At 63.2% G+C, this 19790-nt stretch carries 20 protein-coding genes; 9 read left to right on the plus strand and 11 right to left on the minus strand.

Annotated elements, in window-relative coordinates; genetic code table 11:
• Nucleotides 1–2: 2 nt before the first annotated feature.
• Nucleotides 3–875: a bifunctional methylenetetrahydrofolate dehydrogenase/methenyltetrahydrofolate cyclohydrolase gene (locus J4E04_RS13365; protein WP_490148777.1), complete on the minus strand. Its 873-nt coding sequence runs from the start codon at nucleotides 873–875 to the stop codon at nucleotides 3–5.
• 54 nt (nucleotides 876–929) lie between these two features.
• Between J4E04_RS13365 and J4E04_RS13370 the strand changes: the two genes are divergently transcribed.
• Nucleotides 930–1394: a tRNA (cytidine(34)-2'-O)-methyltransferase gene (locus tag J4E04_RS13370; RefSeq protein WP_222646008.1), complete on the plus strand. Its 465-nt coding sequence runs from the start codon at nucleotides 930–932 to the stop codon at nucleotides 1392–1394.
• Between the two features lie 21 nt (nucleotides 1395–1415).
• Here the strand turns inward: J4E04_RS13370 and J4E04_RS13375 are convergent, their stop codons facing one another.
• Entirely contained in the window at nucleotides 1416–4727 is a 3312-nt protein-coding gene (locus J4E04_RS13375) for an error-prone DNA polymerase (RefSeq protein ID WP_490148778.1), read from the minus strand.
• A gap of 211 nt (nucleotides 4728–4938) precedes the next feature.
• Between J4E04_RS13375 and J4E04_RS13380 the strand changes: the two genes are divergently transcribed.
• Complete coding sequence (locus tag J4E04_RS13380; protein ID WP_490148779.1) at nucleotides 4939–5073, plus strand: hypothetical protein; 135 nt, start codon at nucleotides 4939–4941, stop codon at nucleotides 5071–5073.
• Nucleotides 5074–6148: 1075 nt separating this feature from the next.
• On the opposite strand, the gene J4E04_RS13385 is transcribed toward J4E04_RS13380, so the two are convergent.
• Together J4E04_RS13385 and J4E04_RS13390 are read right to left on the minus strand one after the other, a co-directional pair.
• Nucleotides 6149–8311 carry an LGFP repeat-containing protein gene (locus tag J4E04_RS13385; RefSeq protein WP_490148780.1) on the minus strand — a complete coding sequence of 721 codons (2163 nt, stop codon included), beginning with the start codon at nucleotides 8309–8311 and terminating at the stop codon, nucleotides 6149–6151.
• 212 nt (nucleotides 8312–8523) lie between these two features.
• Nucleotides 8524–9429: a hypothetical protein gene (locus J4E04_RS13390; RefSeq protein WP_490148781.1), complete on the minus strand. Its 906-nt coding sequence runs from the start codon at nucleotides 9427–9429 to the stop codon at nucleotides 8524–8526.
• Nucleotides 9430–9629: 200 nt separating this feature from the next.
• Between J4E04_RS13390 and J4E04_RS13395 the strand changes: the two genes are divergently transcribed.
• Nucleotides 9630–10109 carry a hypothetical protein gene (locus tag J4E04_RS13395; RefSeq protein WP_490148782.1) on the plus strand — a complete coding sequence of 160 codons (480 nt, stop codon included), beginning with the start codon at nucleotides 9630–9632 and terminating at the stop codon, nucleotides 10107–10109.
• Between the two features lie 239 nt (nucleotides 10110–10348).
• On the opposite strand, the gene J4E04_RS13400 is transcribed toward J4E04_RS13395, so the two are convergent.
• The 3 genes from J4E04_RS13400 to J4E04_RS13410 form a co-directional block, all read right to left on the minus strand.
• Entirely contained in the window at nucleotides 10349–10825 is a 477-nt protein-coding gene (locus tag J4E04_RS13400) for a hypothetical protein (protein ID WP_490148783.1), read from the minus strand.
• A 289-nt stretch (nucleotides 10826–11114) separates the two neighbouring features.
• Complete coding sequence (locus J4E04_RS13405) at nucleotides 11115–11360, minus strand: hypothetical protein (RefSeq protein ID WP_490148784.1); 246 nt, start codon at nucleotides 11358–11360, stop codon at nucleotides 11115–11117.
• Entirely contained in the window at nucleotides 11357–11677 is a 321-nt protein-coding gene (locus J4E04_RS13410) for a hypothetical protein (RefSeq protein WP_490148785.1), read from the minus strand. The genes J4E04_RS13405 and J4E04_RS13410 overlap by 4 nt, the downstream gene beginning before the upstream one ends.
• A gap of 426 nt (nucleotides 11678–12103) precedes the next feature.
• On the opposite strand from J4E04_RS13410, the gene J4E04_RS13415 reads away from it, so the two are divergent.
• The 4 genes from J4E04_RS13415 (at nucleotide 12104) to J4E04_RS13430 (ending at nucleotide 15053) form a co-directional block, all read left to right on the plus strand.
• On the plus strand, nucleotides 12104–12949 hold the full coding sequence (locus J4E04_RS13415; protein ID WP_490148786.1) for a hypothetical protein: 846 nt from the start codon (nucleotides 12104–12106) through the stop codon (nucleotides 12947–12949).
• A 26-nt stretch (nucleotides 12950–12975) separates the two neighbouring features.
• Nucleotides 12976–13242 (plus strand): hypothetical protein, encoded by a 267-nt coding sequence (locus J4E04_RS13420; RefSeq protein WP_490148787.1) that lies wholly within the window; start codon nucleotides 12976–12978, stop codon nucleotides 13240–13242.
• Between the two features lie 101 nt (nucleotides 13243–13343).
• Nucleotides 13344–13967 (plus strand): S1 family peptidase, encoded by a 624-nt coding sequence (locus J4E04_RS13425; protein WP_490148788.1) that lies wholly within the window; start codon nucleotides 13344–13346, stop codon nucleotides 13965–13967.
• Nucleotides 13968–14441: 474 nt separating this feature from the next.
• Nucleotides 14442–15053 (plus strand): hypothetical protein, encoded by a 612-nt coding sequence (locus J4E04_RS13430; protein ID WP_490148789.1) that lies wholly within the window; start codon nucleotides 14442–14444, stop codon nucleotides 15051–15053.
• A gap of 23 nt (nucleotides 15054–15076) precedes the next feature.
• Here J4E04_RS13430 and J4E04_RS13435 read toward each other — a convergent pair whose 3' ends face one another.
• The 3 genes from J4E04_RS13435 to J4E04_RS13445 all read right to left on the minus strand — a co-directional run bounded on the left by J4E04_RS13435 (nucleotide 15077) and on the right by J4E04_RS13445 (nucleotide 18058).
• Nucleotides 15077–15469, minus strand: a complete 393-nt coding sequence (locus J4E04_RS13435) for a hypothetical protein (protein ID WP_490148790.1) — start codon at nucleotides 15467–15469, stop codon at nucleotides 15077–15079.
• A 28-nt stretch (nucleotides 15470–15497) separates the two neighbouring features.
• A complete protein-coding gene (locus J4E04_RS13440; RefSeq protein ID WP_490148791.1) occupies nucleotides 15498–16439 on the minus strand; it encodes a NucA/NucB deoxyribonuclease domain-containing protein in 942 nt (313 codons plus the stop codon).
• A 260-nt stretch (nucleotides 16440–16699) separates the two neighbouring features.
• Entirely contained in the window at nucleotides 16700–18058 is a 1359-nt protein-coding gene (locus J4E04_RS13445; protein ID WP_490148792.1) for an LGFP repeat-containing protein, read from the minus strand.
• 396 nt (nucleotides 18059–18454) lie between these two features.
• On the opposite strand from J4E04_RS13445, the gene J4E04_RS13450 reads away from it, so the two are divergent.
• Both J4E04_RS13450 and J4E04_RS13455 read left to right on the plus strand, forming a co-directional pair.
• On the plus strand, nucleotides 18455–18808 hold the full coding sequence (locus J4E04_RS13450) for an LGFP repeat-containing protein (protein WP_490148793.1): 354 nt from the start codon (nucleotides 18455–18457) through the stop codon (nucleotides 18806–18808).
• A gap of 39 nt (nucleotides 18809–18847) precedes the next feature.
• Entirely contained in the window at nucleotides 18848–19381 is a 534-nt protein-coding gene (locus tag J4E04_RS13455; protein WP_490148794.1) for a hypothetical protein, read from the plus strand.
• A 42-nt stretch (nucleotides 19382–19423) separates the two neighbouring features.
• On the opposite strand, the gene J4E04_RS13460 is transcribed toward J4E04_RS13455, so the two are convergent.
• Complete coding sequence (locus J4E04_RS13460; protein ID WP_490148795.1) at nucleotides 19424–19600, minus strand: hypothetical protein; 177 nt, start codon at nucleotides 19598–19600, stop codon at nucleotides 19424–19426.
• Nucleotides 19601–19790: the final 190 nt, after the last annotated feature.

The following is a 19790-nucleotide window of genomic DNA, read 5'->3' on the forward strand; positions in this document are numbered from 1 at the left end:
GCTCATGACGAGACCGACTCCGATGCGGCCAGCATGCGCTCCGCGCGCTCGACGACGTTGCTCAGCAGGAAGGCGCGCGTGAGGGGTCCGACGCCGCCGGGATTCGGGGACAGGAAGCCGGCGACCTCGTCGACACCGTCGGCCACGTCGCCCTTCAGCCCGTCGTCGGTGCGTGAGACGCCGACGTCGATGACCGCGGCACCGGGCTTGACCATGTCCGGGGTGATCAGTCCGACGACGCCGGCACCGGCGACGACGATGTCCGCGCGCCGCACCTCGGTGGCCAGGTCACGGGTACCGGTGTGGCACAGCGTCACGGTGGCGTTCTCGGAGCGCCGGGTGAGGATGAGCCCGAGAGGCCGGCCGACGGTCACGCCGCGTCCGACGACGACCACATGAGCACCGGCGATGGGGACGTCGTAGCGACGCAGCAGGTGCACGATGCCGCGGGGAGTGCACGGGAGGGTGGAGTCCTCGCCCAGGACCAGTCGGCCGAGGTTGACGGGATGCAGGCCGTCGGCGTCCTTCTCGGGGTTCACGCGTTCGAGGGCGCGGTTCTCGTCCAGGCGCTTCGGCAGCGGGAGCTGCACGATGTAGCCGGTGCAGGCCGGGTCGGCGTTCAGCCCGTCGATGACGGCGTCGAGCTCGTCGCTGGACACGTCCGCCGGGAGGTCGCGCCGGATGGAGGCGATGCCCACCTTGGCGCAGTCGTTGTGCTTGCCTCGCACGTAGGCAGCGGAGCCCGGATCGTCACCGACCAGCACCGTCCCCAAGCCGGGGGTGATCCCACGCTCGCGCAGTGCGGTGACCCGCGCGGTGAGGTCGACGAAGATCTCGTCGCGGGTGAGTTTGCCGTCCAGTCGCGTTGCGGTCACACCGCACAGTTTCCCACGCTCGGGCAGGCGGGTGGGACATGGCAGGCTGAACGGGTGTTCCGTCTGATGTTCCACGAACCGCGTATCCCGCAGAACACGGGAAACGCCATCCGCCTCGTCGCCGGTACGGGGTGTGAGCTGCACCTGATCGAACCGCTCGGCTTCGACCTGTCCGAGCCCAAGCTGCGGCGCGCCGGCCTCGACTACCACGACCTGGCGTCGGTCACGGTGCACCCGAACCTCGAGGCGGCGTGGGACGCCCTCGCGCCCGAGCGGGTCCACGCCTTCACCGCCCATGCCACCACGTCCTACGCGTCGGTGTCGTACCGGCCCGGCGACGTGCTGCTGTTCGGGCCCGAGCCCACCGGCCTCGCACCGGAGGTACTGGCCGACGAGCACGTGACCGACCGCCTGCGCATCCCGATGCTGGCGGGGCGCCGGTCGATGAACATCACCAACGCCGCGTCGGTCGTGGTCTACGAGGCGTGGCGTCAATACGACTTCGAGGGCAGCGTCTGACGGTCGGGACAGACCGCAGGATCAGCGGAAGTCTCGCGAACGCAGGAGGACGCGGAGGTCGAGGGTCTCGAGTTTGTCGGCCACCAGCGTCACCACCCCCTCGGCGTTCTGGACGATGCCGCGGATGAACAGAGCCTGCGACAACTGCGCCGCCGAGCGGTACTTCTGCCACAGTCCCACCGAACACACCACGTTGATCATCCCGGTCTCGTCCTCGAGATTGATGAACGTGACACCTGCCGCGGTGGCGGGACGCTGACGGTGGGTGACCGCCCCGGCCACGAGCACCCGATCTCCGTCGGCCACCGACAGCAGGCGGTCCGCAGGGACCACGTCCATCTCGTCGAGCCGCTCGCGCAGGAACTGGGTGGGGTAGCTGTCGGGCGAGACACCGGTGGCCCAGATGTCCGCGGCGGCCAACTCCCACGCACTCATTCCCGGGAGCGACGGCGCGCGCGTCGACGCACCGAGAGCGGGCAACCGATCGGGACGCTCGGCCGCCGCGGCCCCGGCGGCCCACAGCGCCTCTCGGCGTGTCACACCGAAACAGGCGAGAGCGCCTGCGGTGGCAAGGGACTCGGCCTGCGTCACGCTGAGTTCGACGCGACCGGTGAGATCGAGCAACGAGGTGAACTGTCCGCCGGACACCCGCTCCGCCACGATCCGCTCGGCCAGTGCGGTGCCGATGGATCGGACGTCGGACAACCCGAGGCGCACCTCGAGGCCGTCGTTCTCGACGGTGGCGTGGGCAAGGCTGGCGCACACGTCGGGACCGTGCACGAGTACGCCGTGCCGCCGGGCGTCGGCCACCAGTGACTGCGGCGAGTAGAAACCCATGGGTTGCGCGCGGAGCAGACCGGCGCAGAACGCGGCGGGATGGTGCAGCTTGAACCACGACGAGTAGAAGACCAGCGACGCGAAACTTTGCGAATGACTCTCGGGGAAGCCGAAATTTGCGAAGGCATAGAGCTTGTCGAAGATGCGGTCCGCCTTGTCGCCGGTGATGCCGTGCAGGTCGCGCATCCCGTCGTAGAAACGCTGACGCATGCGGTCCATCTTCTCCGGACTGCGTTTGGACCCCATGGCCCGACGCAGTTGGTCCGCCTCGGTGGCCGAGAACCCTGCGACGTCGACGGCCATCTGCATCAGCTGCTCCTGGAACAGCGGTACGCCGAGAGTGCGCTCGAGTGCCCGCTCGAGCGACGGGTGATCGAAGGTGACGGGCTCGAGTCCGTTGCGGCGCCGGACGTACGGGTGCACCGAATGTCCCTGGATGGGTCCGGGTCTGATGAGGGCGACCTCGACGACGAGGTCGTAGAACTCCCGCGGTTTGAGTCGCGGGAGCGTCGCCATCTGAGCACGTGACTCCACCTGGAACACCCCGACCGAATCCGCGCGCTGCAGCATCTCGTACACCGCGGCCTCGCCGAGGTCGAGTTCGGCGAGATCGACGTGCAGTCCCTTGTGCTCCTTCACCAGGTCGATCATGTAGTGCAGCGCCGAGAGCATGCCGAGTCCCAGCATGTCGAACTTCACCAGTCCCACTGCGGCACAGTCGTCCTTGTCCCACTGCAGCACGGTGCGGTTCTCCATGCGCGCCCACTCGACGGGGCACACGTCGGCGATCGGCCGATCGCAGATCACCATGCCGCCGGAGTGGATGCCGAGATGCCGTGGGAAGTTCTCGATCTGCGCGGCGAGTTCGAGCACCGGGAGCGGGATGGTGGTCTCGCGGGCCTCGGCGGACAGGTCTCGCCCCGGCACCCCCGACCAGCGGGTGATCTGCTTGCTCCATGCGTCCTGCTGACCCTGCGACGCCCCGAGCGCCTTCGCCATGTCGCGTACCGACGACTTCCCGCGGTAGGTGATGACGTTGGCCACCTGCGCCGCGTAGTCGCGGCCGTACTTGGCGTAGACGTGCTGGATGGCCTCTTCACGACGGTCGGACTCGATGTCCACGTCGATGTCGGGTGGGCCGTCGCGCTCGACGGACAGGAACCGCTCGAACAGCAGACCGTTGCGCACCGGATCGACGTTGGTGATGCCGATGGCGTAGCACACCGCAGAGTTGGCCGCGGATCCTCTTCCCTGACACAGGATGTCGGCCCTCTTGCAGAAGTCGACGATGTCGTGGACCACCAGGAAGTACCCGGGGAAGTCGAGTTCGGTGATGACGGCGAGTTCGCGGTCGATCTGGGCGTAGGCCGCGGGTTCGTCCTCGCGCCGACCGTAGCGTCGCTCGGCACCGCGCATCGTCAACTCGTGGAGCCACGTGATCTCGGTATGTCCCTCCGGCACGTCGAACGGCGGCAGCTGCGGCGCGATGAGGTGCAGGTCGAACGCGCACTCCTCCCCCAGCACCGCGGCGTGGGACACGGCGGTGGGATAGGCGGAGAACATCGCCGCCATCTCGGCCCCGGAGCGCAGATGGGTTCCGCCGAGCGGCGGGAGCCACCCGGACGCATCGTCGAGACTGCGCCGCGCACGGACCGCGGCCATGGCCATCGCGAGCCGGCGCCGACTCGGCCGCGCGAAGTGTGCCGACGTCGTCGCGATGACCGGGAGCGAGAGGCGCGCGGCGATGTCCGCCAGGGCGTCATTGCGATCGTCGTCCTCGGCGACGCCCTGCCGCGTCAGCTCCACCGTCACACGGTCTGCGCCGAACCGCTCCACCAGGTCGCGCAGCGCCTGCTCGGCAGCCGCGGAACCACCCTCGCTCAGCGCGCGACGCACGCTGCCCTTGCGGCACCCCGTCAGGATCTGCCAGTGCCCCCCGGCCGCCTCGGCCAGCGAATCGATGTCGTATCGCGGGCGACCCTTCTCCCCACCGGCCAGATGCGCGGCGGCGATCTGGCGGGACAGGCGCCGGTACCCCTCCTGTCCGCGCGCCAGCACCAACAGATGCGTTCCGTCTGGATCGGCTGCGCCGGTGCGTGATTCGGTCGGCATACCTGGATCACCGAGCGACAACTCGGACCCGAAGACGGTCTTCATCTCCAACTCGCGTGCCGCCTCCGCGAACCGCACGACGCCGTACATGCCGTCGTGATCGGTCAGGGCGATGGCGTCCAGACCCAGCCGTACGGCCTCCTCGACCATCTCCTCGGGCTGGGAGGCGCCGTCGAGAAAGCTGAAGGACGAGTGGGCGTGCAGTTCCGCATAGGGAACGGTGTCGCGCGGCCGCACCACCGCACCCTCGTAGGGGTCACGCTTGCGCGACCAGGCCGGACTGTCACCGCCGTCACCAATCGCCAGCGGATCGATGACACGAGGCTTGCCCGAGAGCAACCGCTCCATCTCGGTCCACGTGGGCGGTCCGTCGTTCCATCCCATGACGCACCCTCGTCCGCTTGCTGGAGAACTTGTGTTCGAACGTATGTTCCCATTGGACCACCACCTCCACTCCGGCGGCAAGTCGACGGAAACCGTGGTCTCGCCCGGAACCACACCCCCACGGGGACACCCGGTACGAAATGTGCTGAATGGTCCGCTTCCGTTGCACACTTCCCCTGGAAGCGACCATCGACGACGAAGAGGACATGCCGTGCGAAAACTCACCCGAACCCTTCTCGGCACTGCAGCAGTGATTCCCCTGGCCCTCGCCACTCCCGGTCTCGCTGCCGCGACGGAACCCACCGACGTCACCTACGCGTTCGCTGTCGACGGCACCCGCACCTGACGGCGTCCTGCCGCCGCTGGAACCGTTCTCGGGACCGATCGGCGAGGGGGGTACCCGCCACCGGCAGAGCGATTACAACGATCACGTTTCTAGCAGCAACTATGTCATAATATGGATTATCGGCACCGATTATCATCGTCGAATCAGTCCGCATGTTGATGTCGTCAGTTGCATGTAAGGGCTGCCGCCGACACGAAGAACTGAGTCAGCCCCACTCGTCGACCAAAGATGGTCGCCACGATCCCGCTGTCGCCGTCTCGTGGTACCGGACGGCCCGGCGATGTGTCGGAGGACGTTCATCAGGGCATCGCCATCGGACGCGGATGCGGATGCGGCCAGGCTCATGGGGGTGCAATACTGCGGCCGACCAGCAGGCGGCGGCGCGAGGTTAGGTTGAAGAGTAAATGACGAACAAGGTGCGTATGAGCTTAGATCTGAAGGTCGATTAGAACGCCCATTCGATTCAGCCGAGTTTCCCCGATTTCTGGAGCACTGTCGCTGAAGAATTCGTTGAAAAACAAGCCTGTAGACGGCATGTCATGGAGATGGACTGGCGCTGTCGAATCGTACACCCAATCATTGTTCTCGAATTTGAGTGTCCCATCCACTGCCTGTATCCTTCGTACGGTTCCCATCACTGGACTGCATTGTTGCGAGTCGTCAGCGTAAAAAACTCCCGTTAGAGACACTTCGCCGGCGACAGGGCGAGGCGCGCTCCAGTTCGCCTCCCAACTGGGGAAACGCAAGCAAATCCGATATGATTGGCTAGGATCTGCCAAACGAACCCCGTCAAACGGGATCGCCTCGGCAGTAATTTGCGACGAGCGTGGATCCTTTGAATTCGAAATTTTCTCGTCGAACGCAAGTGACAATCTGACCTTGTCACCAATGGATAGCGGCCGTACTGACCCATCCTGGAGCAACCAATTATCGACCATGACCTTTATAGTTGACATCACAATCGATTCTGTGGAGTGTTTTCGGCTGTGAGGCCCGGCCGCGCACCTGCATCAATGAACTTTATCAGGTGCGCGGCCGGGCCAGCGATGTCGGTTGTGACCGGTAACGCTGACCGCTATTCGATCGGGTTGGACAGGGCGGCATCGACCCAAAGGTCGCAAACGTCCGTTCCTGCGAGCGGGCTCGTTCCACCGCCGCAGTATGCCGTGATCACTCCGACGGGGCCTGGCGCTCCAGCCGGTGCCAACTTGTAGCCGTCCGGATACGGGGTCGGGTCGTAGATGGCATGAACGACGCGCCGCTGCACTTCTTCACATTTGCGTCCTGACCAGTCAACTTTGCAGACTTGGTCGATGGCGTATGCATAGAAGTCGGTGCCGGGCCGCGAGCTGTCTGAGCGTGGTCCCCAGTGCTTGGACTCCAAAACAAACTCGATGGACTCGACGAGTCGCAGGCCGTGGCGGTGCTCCGCCTTGTCCTGTCCCCATCCGTCCTCCCACTGATCGCTCCAGTATCCCTGGCGAATGATCAGTTCGCCGTCTTTCTTGCGGTGCGGGTTGACGGTTCCGCCTACCTCCGCTGCGGTGTCATAGTTGGCTGATATTCCCGGTGGCGGCCAGGTGGCGCCGTCGGGAATTGCTCTGGCCTGCGGTTGCGGAGCCGTTTCGCGCAGTGGGGTGTTGCCGGAGGGTTCAGGGAACGAGTCCGGTGTCGGATCATAGGTTCCGATCAAGGCCCGGCCCTGCCCAATTAGGCTGATGATTCCTCCTTCGAAGACCTGCTTCAGCGTGATGCCCTCAGCGTTGGCCCCCGGCGTGGTGGCTCCCTCGGTGGGGAAGCCGAGTGATCCCGCGTACCCACCTGCCCCGAACCACGATGCCCGTACGTCTGAGCTGATCTCATGCGCACCGGTGAGAGAGGTCCACCAGATTGACGAACCGTTCTCGAAATCAGCGAAGTGTGCGGCGTTGTTGGCTATCGATTGCTCGTCGGCCAACGGAACGCCGAGAGGGCCGTCCTCTCGTCCCGTGTTCGCCCACCGGTCTCTGACCGGTCCGTAGAGGAGTCTTGCTCCTGTCTGTGATGACCACGTGACGGTGCCGTTCTCGAAGTTGTTGTAACGGCCGTTGTTCTTGGTGACACCGATTTCGTCGGTTGAGGGGTAGCCGAGGGGCCCTGCTTCCGCACCGACGGTGTTCCACTTGTCGCGGATGGCGCCGCCAATGGCGTACGCCTCGTTCAGGCGCCAGTAGATTGCTGCGCCCTGGAACTCCTGGCGGCGGCCGATGCCGTCGGGGTTGACGATTTCGTCTGTCGTTGGATACTTCAACACTCCTCCCTCCCAGCCCTGTCGTTGCCAAGCTGCGAAAAAGTGGTTGACGACAGGGTGTGCGCCGCCCTGCGGTGACCAGTAGATGGGGCCGTTGATGAACGTCTGTCGGCGTCCGAATCCGTCCGGGTTGACCAGCTCCTCGGAGGTGGGTAGGGCCAGGAAGCTGAACTGAGCCCCCATCGAGTTGTATTTGTCCCGGATGGCACCACAGACCCAGTTCTCCGACGGCCAGTACTGCTGACAATCGGGGCCGGGAGCGGGGATTGCGCGGGACGCAGAGCGCCGCAGCTGAATTTGCTGCAGCTCGTACTCCCGGACCTCGGCGCGATCGGCCTGTTCCTTGGTGAAGGGCTCGGGCCATTCTTCGCGGTCGGAGCGCATCTTCCCGGGCACGATGGTGCTGTTCGGGTTCTCCGTCGGTAGACCGGTGTACGGGATCCGCTCGCCCGTTGCGGTCGGTGCGGTGGCCTCGGCGCTCGGGGTCAGGCTGGTGGTGGCCGGTGTCGTCGTGCTCGACGGCGTGGTCGCCGGTGCGTCAGCGACAGTTGGTGCCTCGGACGCTGTGTTGGGCGTCTGAGAGGTGGGCGGGCCCGGTGTCGGCACTTCGGCGCACGTCGGCGTCGCCGGTGTGGTGGTCGACAAAGGTGCCGTCGTGGTCGTGGTGGTTGGTGCCGTGGTGGTGGCGCACGGGTCGGCTGGTGCGGGGGCCTGCTGCTGCAACGCTGCGGGCGCGGAGCTGGTCGCCGTGGCCGGGGTGGTGGACGGTTGCGCGGTGGCCACCGCACCCCCACCGGTGGCCATCAGGACTGCGATCATGCCGGCGGTGAGAACCGCGGGGTCGAGGAGAACATCGGTTTCCGCCGTGGCGGCCGTAAGCGGGTCGTCATGGATGCTGCTCTCTCGGAGAGGAATACGACCGGTCCGATTGCCGGTCGCCCCTTGCATCCTGAGCACAAGTCACAAGAAGTGCAACTTCGCCAAACTCGCAAACTGACCGATCCAGACCATCCGGTCGATAGGAGGGTGTGGAACCGCCACTGCATCCGAGAGCGGGGATTTCCACTGGCTTTCCGACCGCGACGCGCCGATCGAGTCCGATCAACGACCCGTGTCGTTTCTGTCAAGAACTTCAGTCGCAGTGCCTCACTCACCCCCGATCAGGTGCACTGCGGTTCGGCAGCTTCGATAATTCGGGCCCCGTCGTCTACGGTCACCGAACCATCGACGCATATCGGTGATCCACCGTCGACACGGACAATGGCGGGGGTGTACGCGTTCCCGACGTTCTGTTCGGTCACACGTTGTGTGTCCGGCCCCGAGGGGTCGTCCAGCCGATAAACGACCACAGTGATCGAGTCACCGGTACCAGCACCATCGAGCCGTTCGATTTTCCCCCACACCGCATTGCACGCCTGCGAGAACACCACAACCACATTCATCGGGGGTGCCGGAACGCTTGCGTTGGCGCGTATCGCACCGTCGGCGCATCCACTCTCGAGAGGGTCGACACCAGTGAAGACGTCGCCGGGTGCGGCAGCGGTGTCTGCTGGCCCGCTGTCGTCGGGCCCGGTGACAGTGCTGGTCACCGCCACGGTGATCCCTGCCGTGACGATCGCGGTGCATCCTGCGATCACGAGGTCCCTGGTCCGCCTCGACCGTCTCGCGCCGACGTCCGTCTTCGGATCCTCCTGCAGTGTGGCGTCTGCTCGTGGACGCGGTCCGATTTGGTTCGCGAGGTCGTTGCGCCACCGGGCGAATCGTTCTATCTCCATGCTGTCGTTACGAGTCGCCGCAGCAACATATGCCCGCACCGCTGCTTCCGATTGCAGCCGGGTCGACGTCTGAACGTTGTGCATCGTGGTGCGGCTGTTGGGCTCGAACCCGTAGCGCCGAGCGGAAGTCGACAGTTCTCCATTCGTCTTCCGCCCACGGTTGACCTCGATCAAAGCCGACCGGAACGCCGACAGGAGTTCGTTGTCGTCCCGCGTGGAATCGAGCAGTCCCCCGTCATGATCGTCCGCGCCGCGTCCTCCTTCGAGTGGTTCCGCATCCGCTGCGCTCATCCTCGACACCCCCAGGGCCGGTGTTGGTGCTGTTCAGGTGTTCCGTTCAGCCCTGTGACCAGTATGGACGAACGTCTGGCGTGCTTGCCTCAGATGTAGCCGCGGCTACCGGTCGGGGTAACGGATAACCGGCGTGCACGACCGTGGCCATGTGTCGACACATCGTCGGATGTCACACACCGTCGAGGAAATGAGGAAAGATGATTCGTAGAACGTTGGCTGCTCTCGTCACGGCGCTGGCGGTGCTCACCGGGGCGATTCTCGGCGCAGCGCCGGCGCAGGCGTGGGATCAAGGGGGCGATGGTGACCCGCGTAGTTGTGCGAACGCCTACGTGGTCGCGTCACGTCCGATCGTCGGTTCGCGTGGACCCACCGCAGGAAAAACCATCGGATCGCTCGAACTCCGGTGGTCCTCGACGTGCCATGCCAACTGGTCCCGCGTCATCCTCTTCGGGAACATGTACACATCGCCGGTGACGATCCACCAAGAGATCAGGGCCGAGGGGCGAACTGCGGTGACCGAGGACCACAACTTGCGCACCGGTTCCGGCGGAGTCACCGCCTGGAGCCGCTACCTGCGGCTGGGGAACTCGCAAAGCAAAGCCTGCATATCGACGAACGTGTCGTCCGACTTCGGGACGTTGAACTTCCACACGGTCGGAGCCAGCTTCTGCGTCTAGGCAGACGTGACGGCACCCCACCCGCGGTCAGGCGGGTGGGGTCGGGCGGATCGCGCGTGTTCGGCAGGCACATGCGCGGCCCGTCCACGGACCGTCACCGACTTCTCGAGCATCGCGACCGGCCGATGCTGACTCCGGTTGGAATCAGTCCACAGCGATCAGTCGACACGAGAGATCGAGTGGTGGCAGCCTGGGCTCGCTGGGATCGCGAATGTGCCGGGCACTCCTGGATGGGGCCACTAGTTTCGGCGGTGGCCGTCGACGATCGTGGCGAGGGGCACCACCGCCCCCTCGTGTCTAGTGCAGCTTGCCTCCGCCCATTTCGGTTCGGCCGCGCGGTAGATAGTGCATTGTGTCTCGCCCTCGTTCAAAAGCTTTCGGGCGAGCCCCGCCACGTACCAGGTGTTGAATTCGGACCGCGCCAGACTGCTCGCCGCGTGTTCGATGTTCACCCGCTGCGGTCGGCTCACGCCACGTCGCGTAGACATTTCTATCGTGTGCCACAACTCCGAACGGGCAACGGCTCTTCCCAGGGTCACTTCGTTACCGTCGGGATCGTTGATGGCTTCGAGGAGCAGCGACGGCCACTCACGCACACCGAGATCGGTCAGTCGCGGAGACCGGTAGGGCCTTCTTGCGCCAGACTCCTCGATCGCGAGGCATCGCGCCATCCACTCACGGGTACTCACGTCCAGCTCGCGAAACGTCATCTTCATCAATCCAGGCTATCGAGTATCTCGCGCTGACAGGTTCGTCGGTCGGGGGCTATGCCGACGTCGGCAACGCGCGTGGTGATCCGGGGTGCGACACCGCCGCGGGGTCACGACAAGTCGATGTGTACACGTCCCGTGTCGTTCAGGTCGTGGTTCGCACACAACCACGCGCTGATGTGAATGGTTGCGCGAGGAATCGAGATGTCACCGACATGTAGATTCCGTCCGTTGGCTTCGTCTTGACGGGTGGCCGGCGCTAAGCATCCCTGAACGGCGCACGTGTGCTCGTCACTCATTCTGCGAATTCCCACGTGTGATGGTTACGCCGCTCGGTGGTCCACAAGATTCTGATACCTGTGCCCGCTGGCAACTTTTGATCGAACGACCGACCAGGTGCGAGGGCGTGCGAGACCTCGGTCTCGATGACGCTGCCGATACCTGTCATTGTGATCATCTCGGCCAGGGTGTCGGTGGCGTTCGTGAAGCGCCACTTCCCGCTGCCCACCAGCTCGACGGTCCACGGCTCGATGGCGCTCATCCCTGGCTGTCCTCTCCCACGGTGCGGATGGTGACGAACTCCTCGACATCGATGTCGCGGCGGTAGTAGGCGGGGTCGATCTGGTGGAGCCTGTCGTTGCCCTCGGTGGTGTACTCCAGGAACACGTGAACGCCGTGCTCCAGCGGGCCGCGCTTCGGGCGGATGTGCCACACGTCAGCGATTCGCCAACGGTTCGAGTTGCCATCGACGTAGCCCTGGCCGACAACGGGCGGGATCTTCACCCACTCGGCTTGGTCGGAGTCCCCGTCGGGGTAGTGATAGTTCACCGTGAGGTTGTAGCGGTCCGAATCCTGCATCGCGGTGGTCTCTCTCGTTCGGTGAGCGTCCGGGGTGGACGAACCGAACGGTATGACACCCCACCGACAGCATTCCCGTCGGACCTGTTGCTGGCACCGAAACCAAGCGCAACTGTTCCAACCGCCCCAAACCGACCAGCGAGCTCACTTTGACGTGAAGAACCCGCATGTCGTCGATGCCCTCACCTCCCGACCGGGTCATTCATCGACGATGCGCCGGAATCCGATGCTGTGCAACCCGCTTTAACTGCCGGGACAGCGATGTCAGCGTTCGCCAAAAGAGCACAAGCCCGGTTAGAACCACCATGTTTGGTCAGATTGCCCGGTCCGATTCCCTAGCTGGACAGCTAGATCTAATGAAGCGAGCTTGGATCTCCCGTCCTGCCAAAATGGCGCAACTGAGTAACACCCGTCTGTAAGTCGACGATGGACCTGTGGGACCGGAAAACCCGGGTTTGCATGGGAGGGGTTTGCGAAATGCAAAACTGGAAAAAGTTGATCGCGTCAGTCGGCCTGACGGTCCTAGCTGCATCCGTGGCAGCAGTACCAAGTGCGGGTGCGCAACCAGCCGCTACCGAATGCTCGGAGGCTCAGTCACTCGCGGGTGAGTGCTTCGTAGGGTACGTCAGTCCCGGGGAGAGTCCGGAAGCTGCAGTGGTGAAAAGCGCGATCATGGGGGGATACACCGACGCCGCACTGAAATACGTTCAACGCTACGCGAACACTCGCACGCCAGCTCTCCAGGCGGAGCTCCAAAATCTGTTGACGGCTGATCTGACTGTTCACTTCAATGGCGGCTCGGACGGGACGCCGATTAACTCCCGCGAATGGAACCTGAATACAACGGAAGATCTCCAAGTTTGTTTCGATACTTGCACAATTATCGATACGGTTTCAATCCAGTATCGGGTTAGCGGATACCGAGCTGGTGAACTTGTGCTCGCTGGCCAAATTGCTTCGCAAGGCGGTAAAAAGGTTACGGTAACAAACCACAGTTGCGAGGTATATCAAGACATTCCATACTTCGTAGATCCGCAAGTTGGGTTCTTCTCCTCTTGTGGGACCTTTACGGATGCTGCTAGCTACCAAATTCTTGAATCATCAAGCTCCTCTTACCTGCCGCGAACAAACGATTACATAAGAATCAATGTTGTGTTGATGCCAGGAACGGGAAACTCCAATGCTGCATTGAAGATTCCCAAGAACCTGAACTATGAGTCGCAGAACTTCGCGTCGGATTCCGGGCGTACGATTAACTGGACGGCGTCTTAATCTCCGCCAAGAGGAAGGAACATCCTGTGCCCGAGAACGAGAGTCGTGAGTCGGAACGACTGGGCATACTCCGTGCCCTGGATACGTGTCTGAACAACACGGTTCATGTCATGACCCTGGTGGCCGACTCGGTCGACGATCACGATGCGGTTCGTGCACTTAAGGCGCAGTTCGGTTTCGACGAACTTCAGGCGCGAGCCGTACTTGCAATGCAGGTTAGGAGATTCTCGGCATCAGAAAAGAACAGCCTGAGGGCCGAGATTGCCGAGCTTGAAACCGCGAACGAGGGGTAGGGTCCGTTTTGCGTGCGAGACGAGTCAGTTTCCTCTCGCTCCTGCTGCTGGCTGGATGCGGAAGCACGTCTTTGCCGCCGACTCACCACGATGAAGGCGCTTTGCGCAAGCAGTTTATTGCGCCGTCCGCTCAGATTCGTATAGATGGTGGTAAAACGTGTAGCCTCGCGTTGCTCGGCGAAACCAGTGACGGACTTCTCGCGGGATTGACTGCGGGCCATTGCGGAAAAGTCGGAGCAACCGTATTCACGTCAGCGACCCCGGGCCGTGTGTTGGGGACACTGTCGGCGAGCGATCTTTCAGTCGATGTTGGATTGGTAACGTTCGACGACAGTGTCTTACCTGCTGCCGGTGCCGTTTCTGTGTCTGCAAGAGCAGTAACGGCACCGGCAGTCGGTGATACAGTGTGTCAAGTTTCACCTAAAACCGGCAATGACTGTTCTTTTATTAGTGGCATCGACGAGAAGCAGCGGCACGTGCTTGCAGACTATTGTTCGCTGCCAGGAGACTCCGGCGCTCCGGTATATTTCAACGACAAACTTGTTGGAATGAATCTGGGAAACGTGGGTGATCGAGGCGACCTGGGCCGCGATTTTGATATCCCGTGTGAAGATGCGGTAAGCGCTGTGCCGCATAACTTTGCTATTTATAGGCCTATCCAAGACATGCTGGACGTAGTTGGCGGCCCCAAATTCTCGGACATTGGTTTTTCCCCACTGCAATAGTTGATTCCGCCAGCGGCGCTGTGTGAGGAGATCTGTCGATGCATCGGGACCGGACCAGCTACCAACTTGGCGACCGGTGCGGGGTCTCGCTGCCATGTGGGAACGACCGGCTATAGCGCACGACCACCGACGAAGTGCTCGGCTCGCTGCCGAACGACAGAGAGACCACGGACGCCACCAAAGGCCGACCAGACACACGCGAGGTAGTCCGAGCGTCTGCGCGGGGATCTTCGTTGGATCCTCGGCGGTGGCGTCGAGTGTCCCCCGGGCCGAGGCGGGTGCGTTTCTCGAGTTCGACACGCCGCACTGGGCAAGGCAGAAGCAAGGGCTGGGCCTTTAGGTAACAAAACGCAAATTATCGGCAGTGGTTATCGTCGACAAAACCCCGGCCGACACGATTCGGGTCACGTGCTTCGATCATGCTCGGTACTTGCGTTGCTGCGTGCACGGTGCGCGCTGGGTAGCGTTCGGGCTATGCGCAATGAACAGCGAGTAGTGGACGAGTTGACCGGCGTAGCCCACACGGCGGCGGATGCGTTGACACACTTGATGCAAAATGGGGGTCCGCCGCACGTGCTGATAGAGCCGGCGTTGAACAGCGTTTCAGACCCCGTAAGAGCTGCTGTAGTGATGCGGGAATGGCTCCGGCGATGTTGGACTCCCGAATTAGAGGGATCCCAGATGCCTGAAACCTTCCGGACGATGGAGATCCGACCAGCTGACATGGCCGCACACCTCGGACCGTCCTGGGTGGAGATAGTCGACGATCTCCTTGCCCTGATCGGTTCCGACTACCCCCGGTGGGTTGACTCGCTCGACTCGGACATCGACCTTGACGCTGTGCGGGGTCAGGTGTTTGCACGTGCAGCGACGATTAAGAAGACAGCACATGTGGCTGGGCTAGAAGCCGAGTGGGAGAACGCCGTCATGCTGCCGCAGATCATCAGTCAGCACAACGGCGGCCTCTACCTGAGCGCTCACCGTGGACACGAGAACCCACAGCTAGCGCTGGATCGAAATGGACAAGCTTCGCTGCTTATGGTCTCCACGGTCGCCGGGGCTTTCGGGGCACGGCCCGCTCGATGAGGTACCTGATGTATCCAGGTGCGTCAGCGTGGAGGATTGATGTGCTTCCAGATTTCTTCGTCGGGCACTCGCCTGAACCCCCCCTTCCCCTCCAGGGGGGTCCAGGTTTCGTTCGGAGCTAGCCCGTCACGGGCTCCCTCGGCGAATTCCTCATCGGACACCGGTGGCGGGTCATCTTCGATGACGGCTTCTTCGGGATCTACGTAGTCCAGGTCATCCGTGAAGTCGTCGCTGGGGGGCTGTGTTTGGATCGGAACCTCCGTCACGGCAGGGGTGTTCGGCGGCGCCGGAGGAGGCTCAGTTGGTTGTTGTCCTCCGGCGCCGCCGCCGAGCGTGAGGCTCGCCGCTACTACACCCGTAGCCCCCAGTAGACCGAGAAGGGCGAGTTTAGACGCTCTTCCCGACAGAATTCTCATGGGAGCATCATACGCCTGACGGTGTGGGTCAGGGTATTGGTGGCAAGTTGCCGCCTTGTGGGTTAACCGAGAAGCTGTCCTGATTGACTACCCGGTTTTTGCCGTAGAAACCTCCAAGAAGCCCACCGGCACGAAGGTTATCTGTGTTGTCGATCATGCAAGCGCTGTACCCGGTTGCCGTGCCCGGTAGATCTGCAACATTGCAATTTGGTTGGAAAGTTCGGCCCGTTTTGCCAGATGCACCTTGATTGGTACTCGCGAATGGATACTCATCACAGCTTCGATTGGTGACGCCTAACTGACGAGCCGCCGAGATGGGCGTCCCACGAGGACATGCCTGAGCCCGGTTTGCGTTACGGGTAACCACGTCTGTTGTGCGGCGCAGGGGTGAGGCCTCAGATCCTGCCAGTCCTGCCGCCAGCGCGGCCGCAACGTGGCCGGTGGCTTGAGGGATGTTACCGGTTTCGTTCATGGCCCAGGCGGGAGAATGGGCTGCAACCACACAGCCCTGACGGTACTGACCTCCCGAGGTCCGCATCGTGTTGTCGCACCGGACGATGTCCGCTTCAAAGATTCCCAGTGTGGACGGGCTGTAGATTTTCGGGTCATCATTGTTGATCCAGTACTGAAAAACATTCTGGCGGTTGTCGATCTGCCCTTGAGGAACGCTGTTGTAATTCCAGCTAATCTTAAAAGTGACAGTGGTGTTCGAATACAGGATATCGCCGGATTCGAAATTGGATTCGACTACGACGTCGTCTCCCGCGCGATCTCCGGCGACCTCATAATTCAGACGCGCAACACCCACGGTGCCGTTGTGCGGACCGAAAGCGATCTTCACCTCCTGGACGAATTTGCCGGTGAGGTGGGATGTAGTGATCGAGGAGTATGCGCTCGCAGGAATGTTTCCGACTATCTCAGTGGGGTTTTCCAGGAGCCTGACCCGATATCCTGCATCGTCTGTGATCATGCAGGCCTGCTTCCGCGTGGCGTGCCAGATTCCTACGTTGGTGGTGCTGGCGCTAGCCAGGCATTCCTCGGTAGTGAGCAATGAAGGCTCGGGGACATCTACGATGGGCTCCTCGGGATCCCCATCGATGCACGAGGTCGTCGTGGTGCACTGCGTTCTGAATCCTCCACCATTCGAGATGGGCATGAAACCGTCCGCTGGATCTCGCCCGTCGAGGGCATCGGCCGCGAAGTCTGAGTCAGTAACGGGTGTGCGACCATCTACGAAATGGGCTCAAGGTCCCCGTCGTCCACCACTGCGGCAGCATTGGTGTAGGGCCAGCTCATCAAGCCGTACTGAAACTGCTGGCTTGAGTTACCGGCTGTAGTTGTAGCGTCTCCTGTCGGGTATCCCCAGGACCCCTGTTCGTAACCGGACCAGGTCCATCGGGTGAGCAGATCGCCGGTGACCGGATACGCTCCCGTTGCCGGTGAGTAGTAGATGACGCCGTTCTGGAACCGTGCCATTTGGCCTTGGCCGTCGGGCAGCGCACGAATGTGATCGCCGGTGAGGTAGCCGAGGAAGCTGCTGCCGGGGGTGAGTCCGCCGACGCTGTTGTACTTGTCGCGCAGTGGCCCGTTCTGGATGGCGGAGCCGATGGCGTTCTGGAACGAGACGTAGATCGCGCCGTCCTGGAACTCCTGGCGGCGGCCGCCGTCGGGGAGGACAATCTCGTCGGTGGTGGGGTATTTGAGGTAGCTGCCTTCGTAGCCGAGGATGCCCCAGCGGTTGAGGAAGCTGTTGACGACGGGGTGTGCTCCGCCGGCGGTGGACCAGTAGATGGGCCCGTTGAGGAAGGTGACTCGTTCACCGGTGTTGCCGGGGTTGACGATGTTTCCGCTGGACGGGTAAGACAGGAAGCTTCCTGGTCCGCCGAGTGAGTCGTATTTGGCCTTGATCTCGCCGCACACGTTGAACCACGACGGCCAGTAGACCTGGCATGCGGTGGCGGCCCGCGAGGTGCGTAGGCGCGCTTCGGCGATCTCAGCGCGGTCGGCGTCCTCCTTGGTGAACGGGGCGGGTATTTCCTCGCGGTCCGAACGCATCTGGCCGGGGACGAGTGTGGAGTTGGGGTTCTCGGTCGGCGTGTAGTCAGGATCTGGTTCGGCTGTCTTGGAGGACAGTTCGTCGTCGGTGGGTGCGACAGGCTCGACAGCGGCGGGCTCAGCCGGCAGCTGCGCGGGGGCGAGCTCCGGTGCAGGTGCGGTGGCGGCGGTTGTCGCCGGCGCAGGTGCGGCAGGTGTTGCGCTAGGGGGCACTGCCGACGCGGACGGGGTGGTCGGGACTGTGGCGCATGTCGCCGGGACCGTGGCCGTCGGTGTTGTGGTGGTCGGCGCCGTGGTCGTCGAGGTAGGCGTTGTGGTCGTCGCGCACGGATCGGCAGGAGTCGGCGCTTGCTGCTGCAGGATCTGCGGGGCTGCTGTGGTGGTCGGTGCGGCCGGGGTGGTGGACGGTTGCGCAGTGGCTACAGCTCCCCCGCCGGTGGCCATCAGGACCGCGATCAAGCCGGCGGTCAACACCGACCGCGGCAACGAAGTGGATATCGGTTTCGGCCGTGGCGGCCGAGCAAGGATCGTCATGGACGCTGCTCTCTCGGAGGAATTGCGACCGGTCTGAGCGACGGTCGCCAAAGCATCCTTAAGCGGATTCTCAGGAACCGCAACTGCCACTGTGGTCCCACTGGTCACTAAACGAACCATTCGTCACGCTGACTTGGTTGAAAACGGAACGATTGTTCTCGGTTTTCGTCTGGAACGGTGAAGATGCGTGCGACGCGCCGAGTCCCTTTGGTTTGCAGCCCGTTTCGGATTACGTCAAGGGCTTCGGCAGTGGAGTCGTTGTCGCGACAGGGAGCTGTGGGCGCTGATAGCGTCCGACAAGTCCGACATCACAGACCCCTCGGTCTCGCTTCACAGCGGTGGTGGATGTCGGCGTACCCGTGAGCTCATCGCACACCCCGCAAAGGAGCCCTCCTCGTGACCACCACACGCACCTCCACCCGCCGCAGCACCGGACTTCGCGTCCGCCTCGCCATTGTCGGCGTCCTCGGCGCCGCCCTCGCTCTCGCCGGCACCGGACAGGCCATGGCCCAGCCCGTACCCACCGCCCCGCAGGACACTGCTGCGGCGACGTGCCAGTCGTTCTGGCCCACCCCGTACCCGGTGTGCGGTGAGATCCTCGACCTCTACACCTCTCTCGGCGGACCCAGCAGCACCCTGTCGTTCCCGCAGGGCCCGGAAGCTTCCGCCGGTGACGGCATCGGCACCCGCCAGGCATTCCTCGGTGGCACCGTCTACTACTCCCCCGCCACCGGCGCCTTCGTCGAATAGCCGGACCTCTGATCGCCTCCGGACAGTAAGGAGCACATCGTGCGAATACCCAGACGCGTAGCAGTGGTCGCAGCCATCGCGGTGCCCCTGGTGCTGGCGGCACCCGGCAGCGTCTCCGCTGCCGAGCCCACCGACATCACGTACTCCTACGATGTCGTCGGCGATACCGTCACCAACACCATCACCAACACGGCCGACGACACCGTCCTGTGCACCACAGCCCTGGCATCGGCACCCGAGGGTGTCCTCCCTCCGGTCGAGACAGTGGTGTCACAAACGCACGAGTACTACGAGAGTGGTTCGATCGCGGCCGGCACCGCCACGACTCAGACGGTGACCGGCATCCCACCCGGATCGTACGTCGTGCTCGCCACCTGCACGCTCGGCGAGTTCGACTCCACAGAAGCCTGGTGGTTGTCCGACTACCCGGGCATCAAGGAACACGTGGAGAACCTCGTGCCGTGGGCGACGTACACCGTTCAACAGGAGTCCATCGTCATCACCATCGATCAGGCGTCGCCGGAGCCGGTGCTTCCCGGAACCGGCGATCTCACGGACGCGTTCGGCAGCTAGAGCCGAGACCGGGCCGTTCGCCTCACTCCGGACGGCCCGGTATCAGCGCCACCGGGTTCGCCACGATCCCGGTGAGTCGGCATAGCGCCGATAGATCTCCGTGTGCGGAAACGCCTTGGCCCTGATGTAGGCGTCCTGCCACAGTTGTTGCGAATCGGTCGACTCCGCGACAGCGCGTTGCGAATCGGTCACCGGGAAGTGGTACCGCACTGCGTCCATCAGCGTCTGCTCCACAGACAGGATGCGCCGTAATCGGAGCCCCAGACCGTCCAGCCAGTCGTCAACGGAGAAAACGGGCTGCTCGTATCCCGGGGGGCGCGGTCCCTCACGCTCATGCTCTCCACCCTCTTCGAAGAATGCCCTCATCTCTGTCAATTCGGTGGCGATGTGGTCGATGTGATCGAGAAGT

The sequence above is a fragment of the Rhodococcus sp. NFXS4 genome (genome assembly GCF_058139645.1).